Source organism: Paracoccus angustae (assembly GCF_042648745.1).
In the GTDB taxonomy this organism is placed as follows: Bacteria; Pseudomonadota; Alphaproteobacteria; order Rhodobacterales; family Rhodobacteraceae; genus Paracoccus; species Paracoccus angustae.
In genome coordinates this window covers 54,870-75,802 of record NZ_JBHRXY010000016.1, presented here as the reverse complement: position 1 = coordinate 75,802, position 20,933 = coordinate 54,870, and the positions used below count along the sequence as shown (strand labels likewise).

Annotated in this window: 22 protein-coding genes; 13 read left to right on the top strand and 9 right to left on the bottom strand. The window is 67.9% G+C overall.

Annotated elements, in window-relative coordinates; all coding sequences use genetic code 11:
• From ACFOM8_RS15985 to ACFOM8_RS15950, 8 genes are all read left to right on the top strand, one after another.
• Positions 1-209: hypothetical protein (locus ACFOM8_RS15985; RefSeq protein ID WP_377763014.1), on the top strand; the 209-nt coding region annotated here is incomplete at its 5' end.
• A gap of 51 nt (positions 210-260) precedes the next feature.
• Positions 261-1,247 carry a LacI family DNA-binding transcriptional regulator gene (locus ACFOM8_RS15980; protein ID WP_377763011.1) on the top strand — a complete coding sequence of 329 codons (987 nt, stop codon included), beginning with the start codon at positions 261-263 and terminating at the stop codon, positions 1,245-1,247.
• Positions 1,244-2,548: a xylose isomerase gene (xylA, locus tag ACFOM8_RS15975; RefSeq protein WP_377763010.1), complete on the top strand. Its 1,305-nt coding sequence runs from the start codon at positions 1,244-1,246 to the stop codon at positions 2,546-2,548. Before ACFOM8_RS15980 ends, xylA begins: the two co-directional genes overlap by 4 nt.
• A 12-nt stretch (positions 2,549-2,560) precedes the next feature.
• Positions 2,561-3,619, top strand: coding sequence for a sugar phosphate isomerase/epimerase family protein (locus tag ACFOM8_RS15970; RefSeq protein ID WP_377763008.1), 1,059 nt, complete (start codon positions 2,561-2,563; stop codon positions 3,617-3,619).
• On the top strand, positions 3,616-4,758 hold the full coding sequence (locus ACFOM8_RS15965) for a Gfo/Idh/MocA family protein (protein ID WP_377763007.1): 1,143 nt from the start codon (positions 3,616-3,618) through the stop codon (positions 4,756-4,758). The genes ACFOM8_RS15970 and ACFOM8_RS15965 overlap by 4 nt, the downstream gene beginning before the upstream one ends.
• Positions 4,755-6,242 carry a sugar ABC transporter ATP-binding protein gene (locus tag ACFOM8_RS15960; RefSeq protein ID WP_377763005.1) on the top strand — a complete coding sequence of 496 codons (1,488 nt, stop codon included), beginning with the start codon at positions 4,755-4,757 and terminating at the stop codon, positions 6,240-6,242. Before ACFOM8_RS15965 ends, ACFOM8_RS15960 begins: the two co-directional genes overlap by 4 nt.
• Positions 6,239-7,228 carry an ABC transporter permease gene (locus ACFOM8_RS15955; protein WP_377763004.1) on the top strand — a complete coding sequence of 330 codons (990 nt, stop codon included), beginning with the start codon at positions 6,239-6,241 and terminating at the stop codon, positions 7,226-7,228. The genes ACFOM8_RS15960 and ACFOM8_RS15955 overlap by 4 nt, the downstream gene beginning before the upstream one ends.
• A 24-nt stretch (positions 7,229-7,252) precedes the next feature.
• Positions 7,253-8,200, top strand: a complete 948-nt coding sequence (locus ACFOM8_RS15950; RefSeq protein WP_377763002.1) for an ABC transporter substrate-binding protein — start codon at positions 7,253-7,255, stop codon at positions 8,198-8,200.
• A 232-nt stretch (positions 8,201-8,432) separates the two neighbouring features.
• On the opposite strand, the gene ACFOM8_RS15945 is transcribed toward ACFOM8_RS15950, so the two are convergent.
• The 3 genes from ACFOM8_RS15945 to ACFOM8_RS15935 form a co-directional block, all read right to left on the bottom strand.
• A complete protein-coding gene (locus ACFOM8_RS15945) occupies positions 8,433-9,326 on the bottom strand; it encodes a DMT family transporter (RefSeq protein WP_377763001.1) in 894 nt (297 codons plus the stop codon).
• A gap of 88 nt (positions 9,327-9,414) precedes the next feature.
• A complete protein-coding gene (locus ACFOM8_RS15940) occupies positions 9,415-10,251 on the bottom strand; it encodes a type 1 glutamine amidotransferase (RefSeq protein WP_377763000.1) in 837 nt (278 codons plus the stop codon).
• Positions 10,252-10,332: 81 nt separating this feature from the next.
• A complete protein-coding gene (locus ACFOM8_RS15935) occupies positions 10,333-10,767 on the bottom strand; it encodes a DUF1810 domain-containing protein (RefSeq protein WP_377762998.1) in 435 nt (144 codons plus the stop codon).
• 661 nt (positions 10,768-11,428) lie between these two features.
• On the opposite strand from ACFOM8_RS15935, the gene ACFOM8_RS15930 reads away from it, so the two are divergent.
• Complete coding sequence (locus tag ACFOM8_RS15930) at positions 11,429-11,824, top strand: DUF2147 domain-containing protein (RefSeq protein WP_377762997.1); 396 nt, start codon at positions 11,429-11,431, stop codon at positions 11,822-11,824.
• A 153-nt stretch (positions 11,825-11,977) separates the two neighbouring features.
• On the opposite strand, the gene ACFOM8_RS15925 is transcribed toward ACFOM8_RS15930, so the two are convergent.
• The gene (locus ACFOM8_RS15925; RefSeq protein WP_377762996.1) at positions 11,978-13,174 is read right to left on the bottom strand and encodes a pyridoxal phosphate-dependent aminotransferase; all 1,197 of its coding nucleotides are present in this window, start codon (positions 13,172-13,174) and stop codon (positions 11,978-11,980) included.
• Positions 13,175-13,314: 140 nt separating this feature from the next.
• Between ACFOM8_RS15925 and ACFOM8_RS15920 the strand changes: the two genes are divergently transcribed.
• The gene (locus ACFOM8_RS15920; RefSeq protein ID WP_377762994.1) at positions 13,315-14,019 is read left to right on the top strand and encodes a GntR family transcriptional regulator; all 705 of its coding nucleotides are present in this window, start codon (positions 13,315-13,317) and stop codon (positions 14,017-14,019) included.
• Here the strand turns inward: ACFOM8_RS15920 and ACFOM8_RS15915 are convergent, their stop codons facing one another.
• The 5 genes from ACFOM8_RS15915 to ACFOM8_RS15895 form a co-directional block, all read right to left on the bottom strand.
• Positions 14,020-15,564, bottom strand: coding sequence for an indolepyruvate oxidoreductase subunit beta family protein (locus ACFOM8_RS15915; protein ID WP_377762992.1), 1,545 nt, complete (start codon positions 15,562-15,564; stop codon positions 14,020-14,022).
• Positions 15,565-15,575: 11 nt separating this feature from the next.
• Positions 15,576-17,723: a thiamine pyrophosphate-dependent enzyme gene (locus tag ACFOM8_RS15910; protein WP_377762991.1), complete on the bottom strand. Its 2,148-nt coding sequence runs from the start codon at positions 17,721-17,723 to the stop codon at positions 15,576-15,578.
• 24 nt (positions 17,724-17,747) lie between these two features.
• Positions 17,748-18,185, bottom strand: a complete 438-nt coding sequence (locus ACFOM8_RS15905) for a MarR family winged helix-turn-helix transcriptional regulator (protein ID WP_377762989.1) — start codon at positions 18,183-18,185, stop codon at positions 17,748-17,750.
• A 5-nt stretch (positions 18,186-18,190) separates the two neighbouring features.
• Positions 18,191-18,979, bottom strand: a complete 789-nt coding sequence (locus ACFOM8_RS15900) for a cyclase family protein (protein WP_377762988.1) — start codon at positions 18,977-18,979, stop codon at positions 18,191-18,193.
• 132 nt (positions 18,980-19,111) lie between these two features.
• Positions 19,112-19,852, bottom strand: coding sequence for a tryptophan 2,3-dioxygenase family protein (locus ACFOM8_RS15895; RefSeq protein WP_377762987.1), 741 nt, complete (start codon positions 19,850-19,852; stop codon positions 19,112-19,114).
• A gap of 131 nt (positions 19,853-19,983) precedes the next feature.
• On the opposite strand from ACFOM8_RS15895, the gene ACFOM8_RS15890 reads away from it, so the two are divergent.
• Genes ACFOM8_RS15890 through ACFOM8_RS15880 form a run of 3 tightly spaced genes read left to right on the top strand, consistent with a single transcriptional unit; the run spans position 19,984 to position 20,931 of the window.
• Positions 19,984-20,451, top strand: a complete 468-nt coding sequence (locus ACFOM8_RS15890) for an Lrp/AsnC family transcriptional regulator (RefSeq protein WP_377762985.1) — start codon at positions 19,984-19,986, stop codon at positions 20,449-20,451.
• On the top strand, positions 20,438-20,767 hold the full coding sequence (locus ACFOM8_RS15885; protein WP_377762983.1) for an ABC transporter permease subunit: 330 nt from the start codon (positions 20,438-20,440) through the stop codon (positions 20,765-20,767). Before ACFOM8_RS15890 ends, ACFOM8_RS15885 begins: the two co-directional genes overlap by 14 nt.
• Entirely contained in the window at positions 20,767-20,931 is a 165-nt protein-coding gene (locus ACFOM8_RS15880; protein WP_377762982.1) for an ATP-binding cassette domain-containing protein, read from the top strand. Before ACFOM8_RS15885 ends, ACFOM8_RS15880 begins: the two co-directional genes overlap by 1 nt.
• Positions 20,932-20,933: the final 2 nt, after the last annotated feature.

Below are 20,933 nucleotides of genomic sequence, written 5' to 3'. Positions count from 1 at the left end.
TTGCAGCCCGATACGACCGGTGCCCGGAAACGTTCTTCTCTGCGATCATGCTCGCCGCAACCGTCTTGTTCTGGCCGGGAAAAGCAATGAGCCTAGGCCCCAGAGCGATGAACCCGATCGTGCCGGTCATCAACAATGGAAACCCCGTGGCACGTCACAGCCCTCCGGGAAGAACGAAGACCTTCCGTCCCATTCTCCGCAAAAAATGATTGACGTATTTCTTTTTCCGCCAAATGCTGGCGGAGGGAGGAAATCCGTCAATGCGAAACCCCACGCTGCACGATGTGGCGCGGGCGGCTGGCGTCAGCTATTCGACGGCCGACCGGGTTCTGAACGAACGCGGTGGGGTGGCCGCGAAGTCGATCCAGCGTGTCCAACGCGCCATTCAGGAATTGGGCTATCGCCGCGACATCCATGCGGCGAACCTGTCGCGGCGGCGCAGCTATCGCTTCGCGGTCTTTCTGCCGCAAGGCGATCACGGCTTCTTCTCGGCCCTGGGCCGGGCCATTCTGGCGCAGGCCGAGGCGCGTGCGGCGGACCGGGTGTCCGTCACCCTGTGCGATCCCGGCCGGCGCGACGCAGGCGATTGGGACTGCGCGGCGCTGGTGGGCGCGGAATCCGAGGGGCTGGCGCAGGTCATGGCCGATCTGGCGGCCCGGGACATTCCCGCGATCACGCTGGTGTCCGACATCGCCGGACCCCGGCGCAGCTATGTCGGCATCGACAACACCGTCGCGGGGCGCACGGCGGGGCGGCTCTTGCGGCTGGCCCATGGCCGCGGTGCGGGGCGGGTCCAGCCGGTCCTGGGCTCGATGTCCCTGCGCGATCATCGCGAACGCCTGGACGGGGCGGCCGAGATCCTGGAGGCTTCCCGCCTGACCCTGCTGCCCCCGGTCGAGGTCCATGACCGGCCCGACCGGATGCGCGAGGGACTGGCCGCGGCCCTCGGGGCAGGTGCGGGGATCACCGCGATCTATTCCATCGGCGCGGGAAACCGCGGACTGATCGCGCCGATCGAGGCCCTGGGCGAGGCCCGTCCCTTTGTCGTCCTGCACGAGCTGACGCCGCATTCGCGCGCCGCGCTGGAACGCGACCTGATCGACGTGGTCATCGACCAGAAACCGGCCGAGGAGGCCGCCCGCGCCCTGGACGCGATGCGCGCCATCGCCGACGGCGAGGAGCCGCCCCCCGCCGTGATCACGCCCGCCATCTTCTTCAAGGAAAACCTGCCCGGAGTGTCTGCATGACCGGCTATTTCGACGCGATCCCGCCGTTGCCCCTTGACCCCCATGCGGAAGGGTCGGCCTTTTGCCACTATGACCCGGACGAACTCGTGATGGGCAAGCGGCTGGAGGATCACCTGCGTTTCGCGGTGGCCTATTGGCACAGCTTCGGCTGGGAAGGCGGCGATCCCTTCGGCGGGCGCACCTTTGACCGCCCCTGGTTTCCCGCCGACACGATGGAACTATCCGAACAGCGCGTCGAGGCCGCCTTTGATTTCTTCCGCATCCTCGGCGCGCCGTTCTTCTGCTTCCACGACCACGACGTGCGGCCCGAAGGCGCCAGCCTGGCGGAAAGCCGCGACCGGCTGAACCGCGTCGCCGACCTGATGGAACCCCGGATGGCCGATGGCGGGCCGCGTCTGCTGTGGGGCACCGCGAACCTGTTCACCAACCGCCGCTACATGGCGGGCGCCGCGACCAACCCCGACCCCGATGTCTTCGCCTATGCCGCAGCCACCGTGCGCGACTGCCTGGACGTGACGCACCGGCTGGGGGGCGCGAACTACGTGCTGTGGGGCGGGCGCGAGGGGTACGAGACGCTGCTGAACACCGACCTGGGCCGCGAACTGGACCAGATGGGCCGCTTCCTGTCCATGGTTGTCGATCACAAGCACAAGATCGGCTTTCCCGGCACCATCCTGATCGAGCCGAAGCCGCAGGAGCCCACCAAGCACCAGTACGACTTCGACGTGGCGACGGTGTATGGCTTCCTGTCGCGCCACGGGCTTGAAAAGGAAGTGAAGGTCAACATCGAACAGGGTCATGCCGTTCTGGCGGGCCACAGCTTCGAACACGAGATCGCCCTGGCCAACGCGCTCGGCATCTTCGGGTCCATCGACATGAACCGCAACGATCCGCAATCCGGCTGGGACACCGACCAGTTCCCGAACAACGTCCCCGAGGTGGCGCTGGCCTATTACGAGATCCTCAAGGGCGGCGGCTTCACCACGGGCGGCACCAATTTCGACGCCAAGGTCCGGCGGCAATCGCTGGATCCGCTGGATCTGGTCATGGCCCATGCGGGCGCGATGGATGTCTGCGCGCGCGGCCTGAAGGCTGCCGCCAGGATGCTGGAGGACGACCGGCTGGAGGCCGCGCGCCGCGACCGTTATGCCGGCTGGCAGCGGCCCGAGGCGCAGGCGATGCTGGCCAAGGACGCGACGCTGGACGCCATCGCCGACCGGGCGTTGGCTGCGGGGCTTGACCCCCAGCCGGTCTCGGGCCGGCAGGAAATCCTGGAAAACCTGGTCAACCGATATGTCTGAAGGGGGAAGACCATGAAGACCATCAAGGGTCCGGCGCTGTTTCTGGCGCAATTCGCGGGCGATCAGGCGCCGTTCAACTCGTGGGACGGCATCACGAAATGGGCGGCCGATTGCGGCTATGCCGGCGTTCAGGTGCCAAGCTGGGACGGGCGGCTGTTCGATCTGGCGAAGGCGGCCGAAAGCCGCGATTACTGCGATGAGATCGCCGGGGCCGCCGCCGCCAACGGCGTGGTGATCACCGAACTGTCCACGCACCTGCAAGGCCAGCTTGTCGCCGTCCATCCCGCCTATGACGAGGCTTTCGACGGCTTCACCGTGCCGGAACGCCGTGGCAACCCGAAGGCCCGGCAGGAATGGGCCGTGGATCAGGTGAAGAAGGCCCTGACGGCCAGCCGCAACCTTGGCCTGACCGCCATGGCCAGCTTTTCCGGCGCGCTCGCCTGGCCCTTCGTTTATCCCTGGCCGCAGCGCCCGGCTGGGCTGGTGGAAACCGCCTTCGACGAACTCGCCCGACGCTGGCGGCCGATCCTGGATCATGCCGAGGACTGCGGCGTGGACATCTGCTATGAAATCCATCCCGGCGAGGATCTGCACGACGGCGACACGTTCGAGATGTTTCTGGACCGCGTGGGGGGCCACGGCCGCGCCAACATGCTGTACGATCCGTCGCATTATGTCCTGCAATGCCTGGACTATCTGGACAACATCGACATCTACAAGGACCGCATCCGCATGTTCCACGTCAAGGACGCGGAATTCAACCCGACCGGGCGCAAGGGCGTTTATGGCGGCTTCCAGCCCTGGGTCGACCGCGCCGGGCGGTTCCGCAGCCTGGGCGACGGGCAGGTCGATTTCGGGGCGATCTTTTCCAAGATGGCGGCCAACGATTTCGACGGCTGGGCCGTGGTGGAATGGGAATGCTGCCTCAAGCACCCCGAGGACGGCGCGAGGGAAGGGGCCGCGTTCGTGCGCAGCCACATCATCCGCGTGACGGAAACGGCCTTCGACGACTTCGCGGGCGGCGGCGCGGACGATGCCGCGAACCGCCGGATGCTGGGGATTTCGCGATGACCCGGATCAGGCTTGGCATGGTCGGCGGCGGCAAGGACGCCTTCATCGGCGCGGTCCACCGCATCGCCGCGCGCATCGACGGCGAATTCGACCTGGTGGCCGGGGCGCTGTCCTCGACGCCGGAAAGGTCGCGCGACAGCGGCGCGGCCTTGGGCCTGGACCCCGACCGCTGCTATGGCGGCTTCGAGGAGATGGCGCAGGCGGAATCCGCCCGCCCCGACGGGATCGAGGCGGTGGCCATCGTCACCCCGAACCATGTCCACGGCCCGGCGGCCGCGGCTTTCCTGCGGCGCGGCATCCACGTGATCTGCGACAAGCCGCTGACCGCGACCATGGAGCAGGCGGCGGATCTGGAAGCCGCGATCCGCGCGTCCGACGCGCTGTTCATCCTGACCCACAACTATACCGGATACCCGATGATCCGGCAGGCCCGCGCCATGATCGCGGCTGGCGATCTGGGCGCGGTCCGCATCGTGCAGGTCGAATACGCGCAGGACTGGCTGACCGAGGCAGCCGAGGCCACGGGCACCAACAAGCAGGCCGAATGGCGCACCGACCCGGACCGCAGCGGCGCGGGCGGCTCCATCGGCGACATCGGCACGCACGCCCATAACCTTGCCTGCTTCGTGACCGGAATGGCGGTGGAAAAGCTTTCCGCCGACCTGCAAAGCTTTGTTCCGGGGCGGCGGGTGGACGACAATGCCCATATCCTGCTGCGCTTCCGCGGCGGCGCACGCGGGATGCTGTGGTGTTCGCAGGTCGCGCCGGGCAACGAGAACGGGTTGCGCCTGCGCGTTTACGGCGAAAAGGGCGGGCTGGAATGGGGGCAGGAGGATCCGAACTATCTGTGGTTCACGCCCTTCGGCGAACCGAAACGCCTGCTGACCCGGCGCGGCGCGGGGGCCGGGGACGCCGCCAACGCCGTCAGCCGCACGCCGGGCGGCCACCCCGAGGGCTATCTGGAGGGCTTCGCCAACATCTACACGGGCGCCGCCCGGGCGATCCGGGCCGCGCAACGGGGCGAACGCGACCCCGAGATGGACCTGCTGCCGGGGCTTGAGGAGGGCTTGGCCGGAATGCGCTTCATCGACGCCTGCATCCGGTCGGCCCGGGACGACGCCGCCTGGGTGACGCCGTGAGCGTCCTTGCGCTGAAAAACGTCAGCCGCAGCTTTGGCCCGATCGAGGTGCTGCATGGCGTGGACATCGCCCTGCGCCCCGGCCGCGTCCATGCGCTGATCGGCGAAAACGGCGCGGGCAAGTCCACCACCATGAAGATCCTGGCGGGCTACCAGCCGCCCTCGTCGGGGCAGGTTCTGCTGGACGGCCAGCCGGTGAGCTTCGCCAGCATGGGACAGGCCGAGGCGCAGGGGATCTCGATGATCCACCAGGAATTCAACCTGGCCGAGCAACTGACGGTGGAACAGAACATCTTTCTCGGCCGCGAACTGAAGCGCGGCCCGCTGCTGGACAAGCCCGCGATGCGCGCCCGGACGCGGGACCTGCTGGACCGGCTGGAATGCCGCGTGGCGCCCGACCGGGTGGTGTCCACGCTGTCGAACAGCGACAAGCAGATGGTGGAAATCGCCAAGGCCCTGCTGCGCGACACCCGCGTGCTGGTGATGGACGAACCGACCGCCGTGCTGACGCGCGCGGAAACCGCGATCCTGCTGCGCCAGGTCCGCGCGCTGCGCGAGGCGGGAACGGCGGTGCTGTTCACCTCGCACAAGCTGGACGAGGTGGAACAGATCGCGGACGACCTGACCATCATGCGCGACGGCCGCGTGGTCTGGACGGGCGAGGCTGCGGAGATGGACCAGCACGCCATGGCCAACGCCATGGTGGGCCGCGAGATGTCGGACCTGTTCCCCGCCAAGACCGGCACGCCCGGCGAGGTCGCGCTGGAGGTCAGCAACCTGACCGTGCCGGGCTTCTCGCACGACATCGCCTTCACCCTGCGCCGGGGCGAGATCCTGGGCGTCGCGGGCCTGATCGGATCGGGCCGGACCGAGACCTTCGAGGGGCTGTGCGGGCTGCGCCCCGCCACGGGCGATGTGCGAATCTTCGGCCAGCCGGTGCGGATCGACCACCCCTGGCAGGCGCAGGCGCTTGGCCTGTGCTACCTGACCGAGGATCGCAAGACGCGCGGTCTGCTGCTGGGCAAGGGGCTGCGCGAGAACCTGACGCTGCAAGCCCTGGCGAAATTCGACCGGGGCCTGCTGGATACCGGGGCCGAGGAACGCGCGCTGGATCAGGCCATCGCCGACTTCGACATCCGCGGCCATCGCGGCGCGCTTGTGGGCAACCTGTCGGGCGGCAACCAGCAAAAGCTGCTGTTCGCCAAGACGCTGCTGGCCGACCCCCGCATCATCGTCATCGACGAGCCCACGCGCGGCATCGACATCGGCACCAAGCAGCAGATGTATGTCCTGATCCGCAAGCTGGCGGCCGAGGGCCGGGCCATCGTTGTCATCTCCTCGGAAATGCAGGAGGTGATCGGGCTGGCCGACCGCATCCTGGTCATGCGCCATGGCCGCATCACCGGCGAACTTGGTGCCGATGCCTCGGAAGACGCCATCGTCCGCCTTGCCATGGGCGTGGCCACGGAAAGGGAACCCGCATGACCGACGCCGCAGCGCCAGCCCCCCGCCGCATCCGCATGACCGTGATCGGACCGATCCTGGCCCTGGTCCTGCTGGTCGTGGCGGGCGCGCTGATGAACCCGAACTTCCTTGGTTGGGACAACGTGACCAACGTGCTGGCCCGGTCGGCCTTTATCGGCATCATCGCCGTGGGCATGACCTTCGTGATCACGGCGGGGGGCCTGGATCTGTCGGTCGGATCCATGGCGGCCTTCATCGCCGGTCTGATGATCCTGGTGATGAACAGCCTGGTGCCCACGATGGGCGTCGGCATCCCCGTGATCCTGGTCGGCATGGCGACCGCCCTGCTGGCGGGCCTTGCGGCGGGGCTGCTGAACGGCATCCTCATCACCCGTCTGGGGATCGAGGCCTTTATCGTCACGCTGGGGTCGATGGGCATCTATCGCAGCCTGGTCACATGGCTGGCCGACGGGGGCACGCTGTCGCTGGATTTCGGCCTGCGCAGCCTTTACCAGCCGGTCTATTACGGCGGCATCTTCGGCATCACCTGGCCGATCATCGTCTTTGCCGTTGTGGTCGTGATCGGTGAAATCGTGATGCGCTCGACCGCCTTCGGCCGCCATTGCGCGGCCATCGGTTCGAACGAGCAGGTCGCCAAGTATTCGTCGGTCCGCGTGGACCGGGTGCGGCTGACGACCTATGCCGCGCTTGGCCTGCTGGTGGGGATCGCCACCATCATGTACGTGCCGCGCCTCGGCAGCGCATCCTCGGCGACGGGGATGCTGTGGGAGCTTGAGGCCATCGCCGCCGTGATCATCGGCGGCACGGTGCTGAAGGGCGGCTTCGGCCGGGTCTGGGGCACTGTGATCGGCGTCCTGATCCTGACGCTGATCGGCAACCTGCTGAACCTGACGGATTTCGTATCGCCTTACCTGAACGGCGCGATTCAGGGGGCCATCATCGTTCTCGCTGTGGTGTTGCAGCGCGAAGGCAAAGCCCGCGGTTAGCGGGTTCACATGGGAGGGAAACACATGAAGCATTTCGTATCGGGCCTGGCCTTGGCCGCGGCGCTGTCCGCGCCCGCGCTGGCCCAGGACGGGGAAACCAGGGTGATCGGCGTGTCGATCCCGGCGGCGACCCACGGCTGGGCGGGCGGCATGAACTATTTCGCCCAGGCCGCCGTGGACCGGCTGGAGGAAACCTATCCGCAGCTCGATTTCGTGCTGGCGACCGCGTCCGATCCGGCCAAGCAGGTCAACGACATCGAGGACATGGTGGCGACCCGCAACATCGACGCGCTTGTGGTGCTGCCCTTCGAATCCGAGCCGCTGACCGGCCCCGTCCAGAACGTCAAGGCATCCGGCGCCTGGATCACGGTCGTGGACCGGGGCCTGTCCCAGGAAGGCATCGAGGATCTGTATGTCGCGGGCGACAACCCCGGCTTCGGCCGGGTGGCGGGCGAATACATGGCAAGCGCGTTGCCCGAGGGCGGCAAGATCGTCGTGCTGCGCGGCATCCCCACCACCATCGACAACGAGCGCGTCGAGGGCTTCCAGGCCGCCATCGAGGGCAAGAACATCGAAGTCCTGGGCATGGAACACGGCGACTGGAACCGCGACAAGGCCTTCACCGTCATGCAGGATTTCCTGTCCAAGCATCCGCAGATCGACGCGGTCTGGGCGTCGGACGACGACATGGCCGTGGGCGTCCTGGGCGCCATCGAGGCGGCGGGCCGCGACGACATCAAGTTCGTGCTGGGCGGCGCGGGCATGAAGGAGATGGTCAAGCGCACCATGGACGGCGACTCGATGATCCCGGCCAACGTCACCTATCCCCCCGCGATGATCGCCACCGCCATCGAGATCACCGCCGTGGGCCTTGTCTCGCAGGCGCCGGTGTCGGGCGATTTCATCATCGGATCGGTGCTGGTGACGCCGGAAAACGCGGAAAGCTTCTATTTCCCGGAAAGCCCGTTCTGATCGCGGCCAGGGGGCTGCCGGCGAAGGCCGCGGCCTTCGCCGCGTGTCCCCGCAGCCGCCTTAACCGCCGGGCCTCCAAGGCCCGGCCAGCGCCCGCCCCGTTCCCGGCGGGCGCTTCACGCCTCCTCCCAGGCGGGCGCCGGCCTGTCCGGGGCGCGGCCGGATCCGTTCTTGATGGATCCGATCAGACGGGCGGGGAAACGCGGGCGGCTCCTTTCCGGCTCCGGCGGCCTCAGCCCGCGACCCTGCGCCGTTCCGCCATCACCGCCTGGAAATTCGACAGCAGGATGATGCCGCCGCCCAGGAAGACCCACAGATCGACCGCCTCGGCGTAAAGGACGTAACCCACCAGCGCCGCCAGCGGCACGCGCAGGAAGTCGATGGGGATCAGGACCGAGGCGTCCAGCCGCCGCAGCGCCTGCGCCATGGCGTAATGCGCCGACAGCGCGCAAAGCCCCGCCAGCAGCATCCAGGGCACATCCGTCAGCGCCACCGGCCGCCAGTCGGTCAGCGCGGCAACCAGGCCGAGCGGCAACTGGATCAGGATCATCCAGACCACGATAACCCCGGCCGAGGCATGACGCGTCAGCTGCTTCACCAGGATCATCGACAGGCCATAGCCCGCCGCCGCGATCAGCACCAGGATGGCGGCGGGATCCACCATCCCCAGGCCCGGGCGCACGATCACCATGACGCCCAGGAACCCGCCCGCGGTCGCCAGCAGGCGCGGCCCGCTCAGCCGTTCCTTCAGCAGCAGCCAGGCGAACAGCGTCACCCAGATCGGCATGGTGAATTCCAGCGCGAAGACCGAGGCCAGCGGCAGCAGCACCACGCCGACCGTCCAGAAATACTGCGCGGTGAAGTGGATCAGGTTGCGCCACAGATGCAGGCGGAACCGGGCGGCGCGCCGCACCTCGGGGAACAGGGCGCGGCCAAGGGCCAGGATCACGACCAGCCCGACCAGCGCGCGGAAGAACAGCACCTGCCGGATCGACAGCGTGGCGGCCAGTTCGCGCGATCCCACCGACATGCCGATGAAAGACGCCATGGCCAGCGCCATCCAGGCCAGGCCGTGGACGAAATTCGACCGCCCGCCCGAGGCGGCAATCCCGACAGTGCCCGACATGATCCCCTCCTTCGCCCGAAGCGGTTGGACCATAGGACGAAAGGCCGGCGAAACGGAAGGGGGCGCCCCGGGGGCGGGTTCGCGCCCGCTAGCGTCCGGCGATCGCGTCCAGGAAATTGCACAGCTCGGTCCGGCGCAGCCGGGGATCGGCGATCTGATCGTCAAGACCAAGCTGCCAGGCCAGGTCGCGCCGCGCCGGGTCGCGGTCCAGCGCCTCCAGCCGCCGGGCGTGATCCTCCAGCGCCGCCTCGTCCGCGGCCAGGCCCTCTCCGATCAGATCGGCGGACTGGCGGCGCAGCGAGGCGGCGATCTCGGACAGCGTCAGTTCGGGGTGATACTGGACACCCCAGAAGACCCCGTCGCCATGCCGGATCTCGGCGGCCTCGACGGGCGTGTCGGCATTGCAGGCCAGACGGGTCGCGCCGTGCGGCAGGGTCTTGACCATGCTGGAGTGCATGGCCGGTGCCGTCCAGGCCGGGGGCCGTCCCCGCAGCAGCGGATGGGACCGGCCTGCCCGGGTCTTGGTGATGTTGCGGGCGACGGCGGCCTCGGTGCCCCGGGGGCGCGGCACGGTCCTGCCCCCCGCCGCCACCGTGGCGATCTGAAGCCCTGCGCAGGATCCGAAGGACGGCGTGCCCGACTCGAAGACCGCCGTCATGAACCGCGCTGCGGCCCGCGTCTCGGCCCTGTCCTCGTGCATCTGGATCGGCGATCCGGCAAGAAAGATGCCGTTGAAGCCGCGCAGATCCCGCACGCTCATCGGATCCGCGCCGCCAAGGCAGGATATGGTTTCGACGATCAGGCCGGGGCGCAGGTCCCGCAGCGTCCCGGCATAGGTTTCATGCGATGCCGCGCCCGTGGATCGGCGCCGGTTGTTGCATTCTTCTTCCGTCTCGCTGGCGACGACAAGGACGCGGGATGGCACGTGTGAAATCCGGTTGTGAAATCGAACACCCCCACAACGGCAAGCGCGGCGCTTCCGTTCGGACACGATGTCGCTAGCGCCTCAGGACATCCTGTCCAGCGTGACGGGGCAGGAACGGCCGCCGTAGAAGGTGTCCAGGATGCGGCGGAACACGGGCGGCGCCCCTTCGACGGCGGCGAACAGCGTGGCCGAGGAACGCAGCTTCCCGGCGTCGATCCCGCCCAGGATCCGGTCCGCCGGAAGGTTGCCATGGGCCAGCACCGCCTCGGCGCAGGCGATCAGGCGCGGGCCGAGAACCGGATGCGCAAGATAGCGCCGGGCCTCGTCCAGGTCGGCGATGCCGTAAAGGTGCGACATCGCCGACCGGCCAAGCCCGCGCAGTTGCGGAAAGATGAACCACATCCAGTGGCTTTGCTTGCGTCCTTGCCGCAGCTCCGCCAGCGCGATGCCATAGGTGCCGTCCTGCGCCTCGACGAAGCGGTCAAGCCGGTCGGGATCGGGGGAAGGGCGGGCCATGGCGATGTCCTTTCGATCCCGCCAGCCAAGCATGGCCGGTGCATCGGGTCAACGTGCCCCCGACGCGTTTCCGGCCCGCCGGATTAACCGCCCGGTCCGCAGTCGGCAGCCCGCAGTCGGCAGCCCGCAGTCGGCAGCCCGCCCGCAAAGACCCGCTCGGGGCCGTCCGCATGGACCACCGTTATCGCCTCGGCCGGCGGGGCGGCGGTCTGGATGTCGGCTGAACCGAAGGCCGCGATCCGGGCGACGGACCGTCCGCGGAGCCGATCCTGCCCACCGTTTCCGGGAAGTGCTGCGGCGCCGTGGCATCGCCGCGGCACCGGCGCAGGGTGTCACCGGCGCAGGGTGTCATCGGCGCCACGATGTCGCGAGGGACGCGGCGGCCATGCTCGATGTCCTGCGCGCGGGCGGCGATGTCGGCAGGTGGCCGAACGCCACGGGATCGGTCCGGCGGCAAAGGCCGGGTCCGGTCAGGGGGCGGCAGCGGAAAAGCCGCCGCCGGAGAGGGGCCGGCCGATGGGCGCGGTTCCCGCCAGTCAATCAAGCATGAAACGATTGCCAGGAAAGCGGTCAAGCGCATCGCCGGAATGATGCCCATCAATCCGGCGCAGGGAAAGATAGCCCCTTGGCCTGCACCGCCCGCCCGTCTTATGCTGGGGGAATGAACACGGTCACGCTTGCCCTTGCCGCCCTTGCCCTTCTGGGACAGCCCGCCCTGGCCGCCGATCCCCTGTCCGGGCTTTGGCGCACGCAGCCGGGCCGTGACGGCGGTTTCGGCCATGTCGAGATCGGGCCATGCGGGGGCGGGCTGTGCGGAACGGTGGTGCAGACCTTTGACGCGCAGGGGCAGCCGGTCCAGGCCGGCGACCTGGGCGCGCCCATCCTTGCCGATGTCGTGGCGACGGGCGGGGGACGCTATGGCAAGGGCCGGATCATCAACCCCGAGACCGGCCGCAGCTATACCGCCCGGCTGACGCTGCGGGGCGATCTGCTGGACGTGGGCGGCTGCGTCATGATGATCTGCCGCGATGCGGGCACCTGGCAACGGGTGCGCTAGGCGGATCGTCGATCACGCCCGCACCGCCGCGACACCGCCGCGAAAAACGGATGCGTTCCCTGATCCCGCCCGGGCGAGCAAGCAAACGGCTGAACGCGCATGTCTGCCGGCCGGCCGCCTTCCGCCGGGCGGCCCACGCGCCGCTTTGCGGGGCTAGAGAGCGGCCGCCGTCTTTCCGGCGCGGCTTTCCAGCCCGCCGAAGAAGCGTTGCAGCCGGTCCATAGCCTCGGTGATCTCCTCGGCCGACAGCGAGCCGAAGCAGAGGCGCAGGTGCCCCTCGCCCGCCGGACCGTAGAAGCTGCCCGCTTCGACCACCACGCCGGTTTCCTCCAGCAGCCGTTCGGCCAGATCCTGCGAGGCCATGCCGGTGGCGGTGATGTCGGGAAAGGCGTAGATGGTGCCCTGGGGCCAGGCGCAGGTGATCCCCGGCATCTGGTTCAGGCGCGGCACGACGATGTCGCGCTTCATCCTGTCCTCGGCGATCAGGCCTTCCAGCACCGCCGGATCGCCGGTCACGGCGGCAAGCGCGCCGTCCTGGACAAAGGTGTTCACATGCGTCACGTCGTTGGCCGTGATCTTCAGCAGCGCCCCGACGGCCCAGTCGGGGGCCGCCATGTAGCCGATGCGCCAGCCGTCCATGGCATAGCTCTTGGTGAAGGCGAACAGGCTGACGGTGCGTTCCGCCATGCCGGGCAGGCTGGCGATGGACAGGTGGCGGGCGCCGTCGAACAGGATGTCCTCGTAAACCTCGTCGGCCAGAACCAGCAGGTCGTGCCTGATGGCAAGGTCGGCCAGGCCCTGCAACTCCGGGCGCGTGTAAACGCGGCCGGTGGGATTGCAAGGGTTGATCAGCACGATCATCTTGGTTCTGGCGGTGATCTTCGGCTCGATCAGCGCGGGGTTGATGCGGAAGTTGTCGGCGGCGTCCAGGGGGGCCATCACCACCGTGCCGCCCGCCAGTTCGATCTTGCCGATGTGCTGGGGATAATAGGGCTCCAGCAGGATCACCTCGTCGCCCGGGTCGACAAAGGCCATGATCGCGGCGAACGATCCATGGGTCAGGCCGTTGGTCACGATGATCTGGCCGGGCGAAACCTCCAACCCGTTCCGGCGGGCGAGCTTGCCCTTCAGCGCCTCGCGCAGGGGGGCGACACCGGCCAGGTCCGAATAATGCACCTTGCCCGCGCGGATGGCATCAATGGCGGCCTGCTTGATATGAGGGGGGGTGTCGGCATGGGGGCGGCCCAGTTCCATGTGGATCAGGTCGCGGCCCGTCAGGGCGGCGGCGCGGCCATACATGCCGAAGCTTTTCTTCGAGGTGGCGGTGATGCGGCGGGCGAGATGATGCATGGCGGGATCCGAACGGGACTGTCCCGTTGTTATTGTGATCGTTTGATCAAACTTGCAAGGGTAAATTCATGCCATTTGGCGTTTGATCAAAAGCCGCCCGCCCGCTATCCGTCGGCCATGACGCATCCGAAAGGCGCCCCGTGACATCCCATGCCGACAAGCCGCTGAAGCCGGTTGCCACCCGCAAGACCGTGCAGGACCAGGTCTACGAGCAGTTGCGAGAGGCGCTGATGTCCGGGGCCTTCCAGGCGCGGGACAGCTTCACCATCGCCTCGCTGGCCGACCGGTTCCAGACCTCGCACATGCCGGTGCGCGAGGCGCTGCGGCGGCTGGCGGCGGAAAACGCCCTGCGCATCGCGCCCTCGGGGACCGCCTTCGTGCCCGATCTGTCGCGCGGGGAGCTGGACGACATCAGCCGCGCGCGGGTGATCATCGAGGGCGCGGCGGCGGAACTGGCGGCGCCGAACCTGTCTGCCGCCGACCGGGCGGCGCTTGCGGCCCTGATCGCCGAGCATCGCCAGACCGGCATCAGCGGCGACATCGTGGCGATGGCGGCGGCGAACCGGCGGTTTCACTTCCACATCTATGCCGCCGCCCGCAGCCCAATCCTGATGAGCCACATCGAGAACCTTTGGCTTCGCTCGGGGCCTTATGTCCGTTTCCTGTCGGACCGGATGGGTTCGCTGTTGCAGACCGACTACAAGGGCGAGTTCACGCAGCATCACGAGGCGATGCTGGAGGCCCTGGATCGCGGCGACCTGCCCGCCTTCCGCGCGGCGATCGAGGCGGACATCGCGGCGACGCAAGACCTGCTGCACCGTTTTCTGGACGACAAGGCCGCCTGATCAGGCGGCGAAGCTTTCCACCGTCTTCAGCGCGCCGTCCAGCGCCTGGCCCTTTTCGTCGGCCAGGGCCGCCGTGCGCAGGCGGCGCATCCAGTCCGCCCCGTCGGGCCGCCCGCGCAGCATCGGCAGGGCGGACATCACGCGGTCGAACTTGGACAACCCCCGCGCGTGGGTGTCCGAATAGCCCTTGATCAGCCGCCGGTTCGCCAGAACCTCGGCCGCCAGGGCAAGGTCTTGGGGGGCAATGGCCATGGCATGGTCGAACCAGGCCGCGACATGGGCCATTTCGCCGCGGTGGCGCAGCAGGCTGCGGCGCCGGGGGCGCAGGGCCGACACCGCCCACAGCATCCCGAAGCCCGCCAGGCTGTCGGTGCGGATGCGGCGGCCCTTGTCCAGGTGGCGGCTATAGAAGGCCTCGGCCCGGCGGCTTCGTTGCAGCCAGGCGCCAAGCCGGGCGGGCAGGGTGGCGGTGAACTCCTCGAACTGGGGATGGAAGTATTCGGTCAGGCGCATCACCTGATCGTCCTTGACCCGCACCTCGTCGCGCACCCGCTGGTGACGGCTGGCGCGGGTCTTCAGATCGGCCACGCGCAGGATGTCGTCGTAACACAGCGCGTTTGCCGCGTATTTCGCCGCCGCCTGCGTCAGGGCGAAGGGCGCCGCGTCCAGACGGGCCGCGCGTTCGACCATGTCCAGATACTGCGCCCCATAGGCGATGTCCTGGTAATCGACGACCTTCTTCAGCCCCAGGCCCGCGATGTGTCGCGCCTCCGCCGGCAGGCCGTCCAGACGCGCTTCGAGCGCCTGCCAACCGGCCCGCAATCGGGCGGGAACGTTCAGCGTGCGGATGCGGGGAGTCACGCCCTGGGGGGCGGGCGGCGCCATGGTGCCCTTGGCGCAGTCATGGGCCAGGCCGAAGGCGCGCAGGGACGCCTCGACCCCCTTGCCGGACTTTCGGATCACCGCCTCGTAGCTGTCGCGCGGAAAGGGCAGGGCGCCCGACCCGGCAAGCGCGCCGAACAGGCTGGCCGAGATCACCGAACCCGCCTTGGTGGCCAGCGTCTCCATGTCGAAGGCCACCACCTGGTCGGCGGCAAGGCCCATGGCGGCGATCACCTGACCGGCATCGGCGCGCCCGTCGCCCGGCACGATCTTTTCCGACACCGCCGCGATCCGGTGGGTCGAGGCGATCAGCGTGGTCCGCCCCGGCGTCACGAAGCCGCGCATCACGGCGCGGCCCGCCTCCATCAGTTCGGCGGCGATCATGATGTCCACGTCGCCTTCCGACGGCGACAGCGCGAAGACGGGGGTGCGGCCGGTGTCCTTGCACATCTCGACGTAATACACGGTGGCGCCGGTGCGCTGCGCCACGCCCGCGACCGAGGTGGACTGGGCGTGATAGCCGTTCGCCTCGGCCACGGCGATGATCCAGTTGGTCAGGACGCCGCCGCCCTGGCCGCCGACCGCCAGGGCCGCCAGCGTGATGATCCTTTCGCCCTGCGGACCCGGCGAGCGGCGGGCGATGACGGGTGCGTGCAGGGTCATGGGCGTCCCTTTCACGCGAAGGTCAGGCGGCGCGCGTCGCGGCGCCCTTGCAGCCAGCCGATGATGCGGGCCGTGCGGGACGCGCGGCGCTTTTCGGCAGGCGTGGGGTTCGACACGATCTCGGCCTGCCAGAAGGACGGGCAAAGGACGGCGGCGTCCGCGACCTCGCCGCAGTTGCCGCAGCCGACGCAGGTCTGGTCGATGGCGGCGACCGGATCGTCGCGCAGGGGATCGCCGGTGTCCTTGACCGACAGCGACGGGCAGCCCGACAGCCGCATGCAGGCGTGATCGCCGGTGCAGATGTCCTCGTCCACGCCGAAGCGCGGGCGGACGGTGCGCTTGCCTTCCTTTGCGGCCTTGGCCAGGGCGGGCTTTTCGCGGCGCTGGCGGTTCAGCATGCATTCGGACGACGCCACGATGACCTTGGGGCCTTCCTCGGGGCTGGTCAGCGCCTCGATCATGGTGTCGCGCATGGTGGTCACGTCATAGGTGCGGTCGATCTGGCGCACCCACGTGACGCCCATCCCTTCCACCGCCTTGGCGATGGGGTTGTTGGTCTTGCGGCTTTTGTTCTGCGCCCGAGACGACAGGATGTCCTGCCCGCCGGTGGCGGCGGCGTAATGGTTGTCCACAATGACGATCAGCCCGTCATGCTTGTTGAAGGACGCGTTGCCGATGGAGGAGGTCAGGCCGTTGTGCCAGAACCCACCGTCCCCCACGAAGCTGATCGACCGCTTGCCCGCCTTGTCGCGGTTCTGCAACGCGGATGCCGAGGCAGGGCCAAGCCCATAGCCCATCGTGGTCGATCCGATGTCGAAGGGCGGCATGATCGAAAACAGGTGGCAGCCGATGTCCGAGGCGATGTGGTGTTCGCCCAGTTGCTGCTGCACCAGCTTGGTCGCCGCGAAGATCGGGCGTTCCGGGCAGCCGGTGCAGAACCCCGGCGGACGGGCGGGAACGACGGTGGACAGGTCCGGGATGTCGCTTTGCGCCGGTTCGTTGGTCTTGGCGGTTGCGGGCGGCAGCAGCGACGGGGCGTGTTCGCGCAGGAACGCCGCGATGCTTTCGACCAGGCGCTTGCCGGTGTATTCGCCCGCCATGGGCAGGGCGCCCTTGCCCGCCAGCACGGTGGTGCGCCCGTTCTGGTACAGCATGTGGCCCACGGCCTGTTCGATGAAGTTGGGCTGGCCTTCCTCGACCAGCAGCACGGCGTCCTTGCCGTCGCAGAAATCCAGGATCTGGCTGTCGCACAGCGGATAAACCGCGTTCAGGCACAGGATATGGATGTCGGTCTCGCCATAGATGTCCGACAAGCCAAGGCGGTTCAGTGCGCGGATCACGCCGTTATAGGTGCCGCCCTGCACGATCAGGCCGATCTTCGAGGCCGGGTTGCCGAAGTGTTCGTTGACGTTGTTTTCCAGGACATAGTCGACCGCGTTGGGCCAGCGACGGTCCACCTTCTCGTTCTCGTGCAGGAACACTGCGGGGGGCAGGACGATGCGGGACAGGTCGCGCTTGGGGTTCTGCAACGCGTCCGATACGGTCATCGCCGGGCGTCGGTTGTCGGCGGCGGTGAAATGGCCGTGGACGTGGCAAGACTTGATGCGCATCTGCATCATCACGGGGGTGTTCGACGCCTCGGACAGGCGGAAGCCGTGGCCGACCGCCGCCACGATCGAGGGCAGGTTCGGGCGCGGGTCCAGAAGCCACATCTGGCTTTTCATGGCAAAGGCGTGAGAGCGTTCCTGCATGATCGAGGAGCCTTCGCCGTAATCCTCGCCCAGGATCACCAGCGCGCCGCCGGTGACGCCCCCCGACGCGAGGTTGGCCAGCGCGTCCGAGGCGACGTTGGTCCCGACCGTTGACTTGAAGGCCACCGCGCCGCGGATCGGATAGTTGACGGACGCGGCCAGCATCGCCGCCGCCGTCGCCTCGGATGCCGAGTTCTCGAAATGGACGCCGTATTCGGCCAGCAGATCCTGGGCGTCGGAAAACACGTCCATCAGGTGGCTGATGGGCGAACCCTGGTAGCCGCCGACATAGCCGACGCCGTTTTCCAGCAGCGCCTTGGTGACGGCAAGGATCCCCTCGCCCCGGAAGGTGCCGCCCGCGCCCATGCGCAGCTGCTCGACTTCCTTCTTGAATGACCGTTCTGCCATGGGGTTTTCTCCTGTGGCGGTGGTTCAGTAATCGTGGTGGCGGATCGACCGCAGGATCCGGCCCAGCGTCGCGGTGAAGGCCGCGCGTTCGCCGGGCGGGATGGCGGCGAACAGCCGTTCCTCGGCCGCCTTCATCGCGGGCCAGGCGCGGGCGTGAAGCGCCGCGCCCGCGTCCGTCAGGTGGATGCGGCGGACGCGGCTGTCCTCCTCGCAGGCCTCGCGCCGGATCAGGCCCGCCGCCTCCATGCTGTCCAGCGTGCGCGACAGCGTGGATTGCTTGATCACCGTCAGCACCGACAACTCGTTGACGGTGCGCGGCCCGTCGCCCGCCAGAACCGCCAGCACCCGCATCTGCGGCACGCTGACGCCTTCGGGGGCCAGGGTGTCCGCCACCCCGGCATTGTAGCGCGCCATGATCCGGTTCAGCATATAGGGGGCGAACCCCTCCAGATCGCGCGCCATGGCGGTTACGCGGGAACCAGGGCCAGCGCGCGGATCGGGCTGCCGGTACCGTTCTCGATCTTGAGCGGCGCGGCGATCAGGATCGCGCCCTTGGCGGGCAGTTCTGACAGGTTCACCAGCGAGGCCAAGCCATAGCGGTTGTTGGCGTGCAGCAGGTTATGCGCCGGATAGGGCGGGGTCATGCCGCCGGCTATCCCCGCGTCGGTGCCCACGCATTCGGTGCCCCAGCCAAGCACCTTCCTTTCCATCAGATACTGGATGCAGTCGGCGGACGGCCCCGGCGTGTGCGGGCCGGTCTCATCGGCGTTCAGATAGGCGTCCGCGTCGCCGTTGCGCTTGCACCAGTCGGTGCGCATCAGCACCCATTCGCCCGCGTTGATCGGGCCATGCTCGGCCTCCCAGGCCTTCACGCCCTCGGCGGTCAGCAGGAAGTCGGCGTCCTCGGCCGCCTGGGCCGAACAGTCGATGACGTTGGCGGGGGCCACGAAATTTTGCGCGGCGATGGTGTCGGTCGAGCCGTCGGAATAATCCTTGCCGGTGATCCAGTGATGTGGCGCGTCGAAATGCGTGCCGGAATGTTCGCCGACCTTCAGCCAGTTCCAGGCCCAGTACGGCCCCCGGTCGCCGTATCTGCTGATCGAGTGGATCTCGATCGGCGGGGTGTCGTCGGCGATTTCCGGCGGCAGCTTCAGCAGCGGCGTTTTCGGGCCCAGGGTGGCCGTGCAATCGACGACGCGGATTTTGCCGGAAAGCAGGGCCTGGCCCAGGTCGGCAAGACTGTCGGTGGCTGTCATCTGGTTCTCCCGTTGGCGAAGTCATCGTTTTTATATGCAGATGCATATATCTGCTTGGCCGAGATGTCTCACGCTGTGATCAAACAATCAAGATTTTTCTCGCGGGCGCCCGGGCCGACGCCTGCGGACGGGTCAGGCCTCGACGTGGATCGGCTTGCGCACCACGCCGTAGCTGGCGCCCCAGGCATCGGTCATGTCGCAGCGGATGTCCCACAGGTCCGGGAAGAAGCGGTGCTTGGCGCCCGCCTCCAGGATCTGCACCGGGCGGCCCTTCAGCGACCGCGACCCCATGCCGATGGAGCGGTGGATCAGGTAGAGGTGCATGGCCCGGAACTTCTGGAACAACTCGTCGTATTCGATCAGCGCCTCGGCCACGACATAGCTGTCGCCGTGGTCGTATCTGGCGTCATAGATGTCGGCCACGGTCAGGCCGCGCCCGTCCAGATAGACCGCCTTGAAGGACGCCCACAGATCGCCGGGCATCCGCAGCAGCGCCTGGAAGCCCGGCGATTCCTGGCCCGAGCCGTTGCCAAGCTGCTTGCGCACCTCCTGGTATTCGCGCGGCGACATGGTTTCCAGCAGCTCCAGTTGCTGCGTCATCAGCCGCATCAGGCGATGGACGCGGCCCATCAGCGTGACCACGCGATGCGTGTTGCCGGCGTCGATGAAGTCGCGCACGTCCACCAGCGTATAGGCGATCAGCTTCATCCACAGTTCCTCGACCTGGTGGACGATCTGGAACTGCAATTCGTCGCCGTTGCAAAGCTCGGCCAGGGGCTTCTGGCATTGCAGCAGCGGCTCGACGTTCAGATAAACGCCGTAGTCCAGCAGTTTCGGCGTCTCGATCAGCTTGTGCCATTCGTCGCGGGTCATCGGTCCTGTCCTTGCATTCCCCAAGGCTTACGATGATGTTCCAGAATCGCGGAAACATTGTTCCCCGAATCGTGGTGCGGGCCGGATCTTCGGGAACAATCGGCCGCTTCGGGGCGGGATCGGGAAAACGGATGGACCAGATCGACCTTGACCTGCTCGCCACGCTGGAGGCGGATGCCCGGCTGTCCTTCGCCGAACTGGCCGAGCGCCACGGCCTGTCCAAGACGCCCGTCTGGAAGCGCGTCAAGGCGATGGAGGAAGCAGGCGCGATCCGCGGCTATGCGGCGCAGCTGGACGCCGCCGCCCTGGGCTTCGGGATCGAGGCCTTCGTGCAGGTGACGCTGCAATCCGACGCCGCCGAGCGGTTCGAAGCCGTGGTCATGGCCCATCCCGCCGTCCGTCGTTGCCATGCGACAACGGGGGCGGGGGATTACCTGCTGCATGTCCTGTGCCGCGACATCGCCATGATGGACCGCCTGCTGCGGCGCGAGATCGCCCGGATGCCCGGGGTGGTGCGGACCGAAACCATTGTCTCGACCCGGACGGTCAAGGACCGGCATTCGCTGGCCTCGGCGGCAAAGGCGCTTGGCAAGGGCTGATTCGGCTTGGTCCGCTCTCTTTTCCGGCGCATCCGCCGCCTGGATCCTGCTGCCCAACATCGCGCCCCGACTGATCGTCATCGCCACCATCGAGGTCGCATCCGCGATCCTGATGGAGGCCGCGCTGTCCTTCCTGGGCCTGGGCGTCCAGCCGCTGCGGCCACGCTGGGGGCTGATGATCTCGGAAGCGAAAAGCCACATGTTCTTTTCCTTCCGGCTGATCGCCATTCCCGGCACCGCGCCGGCGATCCTGGTTTTCGCCATCAACCTGGCGGGCGACGGCCTGCGCGACATGATCACCCCGGAGAGAAGCTGATGAACAAGCCACTTCTGTCCGTTCGCGATCTGCGCGTGGACCTGAACACCCGGGGGGAATCCCTGTGCATCGTCGGCGAGTCCGGCTGCGGCAAGTCCACCCTGGCGAAAATCCTGCTGAACCTGCTGGCCCCGTCCAAGGGCACCGTGCTGCTGGACGGCTAAGG

Excerpts from the sequence above, each read along its gene's own strand:
- ACFOM8_RS15910 (WP_377762991.1), bottom strand. The coding sequence starts at position 17,723 with ATGGCAGAACGGTCATTCAAGAAGGAAGTCGAGCAGCTGCGCATGGGC.
- ACFOM8_RS15945 (WP_377763001.1), bottom strand. The coding sequence starts at position 9,326 with ATGTCGGGCACTGTCGGGATTGCCGCCTCGGGCGGGCGGTCGAATTTC.
- ACFOM8_RS15930 (WP_377762997.1), top strand. The coding sequence starts at position 11,429 with ATGAACACGGTCACGCTTGCCCTTGCCGCCCTTGCCCTTCTGGGACAG.
- ACFOM8_RS15900 (WP_377762988.1), bottom strand. The coding sequence starts at position 18,979 with ATGACAGCCACCGACAGTCTTGCCGACCTGGGCCAGGCCCTGCTTTCC.
- ACFOM8_RS15905 (WP_377762989.1), bottom strand. The coding sequence starts at position 18,185 with ATGGCGCGCGATCTGGAGGGGTTCGCCCCCTATATGCTGAACCGGATC.
- ACFOM8_RS15895 (WP_377762987.1), bottom strand. The coding sequence starts at position 19,852 with ATGACCCGCGACGAATGGCACAAGCTGATCGAGACGCCGAAACTGCTG.
- ACFOM8_RS15890 (WP_377762985.1), top strand. The coding sequence starts at position 19,984 with ATGGACCAGATCGACCTTGACCTGCTCGCCACGCTGGAGGCGGATGCC.
- ACFOM8_RS15880 (WP_377762982.1), top strand. The coding sequence starts at position 20,767 with ATGAACAAGCCACTTCTGTCCGTTCGCGATCTGCGCGTGGACCTGAAC.
- ACFOM8_RS15925 (WP_377762996.1), bottom strand. The coding sequence starts at position 13,174 with ATGCATCATCTCGCCCGCCGCATCACCGCCACCTCGAAGAAAAGCTTC.
- ACFOM8_RS15955 (WP_377763004.1), top strand. The coding sequence starts at position 6,239 with ATGACCGACGCCGCAGCGCCAGCCCCCCGCCGCATCCGCATGACCGTG.
- xylA (WP_377763010.1), top strand. The coding sequence starts at position 1,244 with ATGACCGGCTATTTCGACGCGATCCCGCCGTTGCCCCTTGACCCCCAT.
- ACFOM8_RS15950 (WP_377763002.1), top strand. The coding sequence starts at position 7,253 with ATGAAGCATTTCGTATCGGGCCTGGCCTTGGCCGCGGCGCTGTCCGCG.
- ACFOM8_RS15965 (WP_377763007.1), top strand. The coding sequence starts at position 3,616 with ATGACCCGGATCAGGCTTGGCATGGTCGGCGGCGGCAAGGACGCCTTC.
- ACFOM8_RS15980 (WP_377763011.1), top strand. The coding sequence starts at position 261 with ATGCGAAACCCCACGCTGCACGATGTGGCGCGGGCGGCTGGCGTCAGC.
- ACFOM8_RS15935 (WP_377762998.1), bottom strand. The coding sequence starts at position 10,767 with ATGGCCCGCCCTTCCCCCGATCCCGACCGGCTTGACCGCTTCGTCGAG.
- ACFOM8_RS15915 (WP_377762992.1), bottom strand. The coding sequence starts at position 15,564 with ATGACCCTGCACGCACCCGTCATCGCCCGCCGCTCGCCGGGTCCGCAG.
- ACFOM8_RS15970 (WP_377763008.1), top strand. The coding sequence starts at position 2,561 with ATGAAGACCATCAAGGGTCCGGCGCTGTTTCTGGCGCAATTCGCGGGC.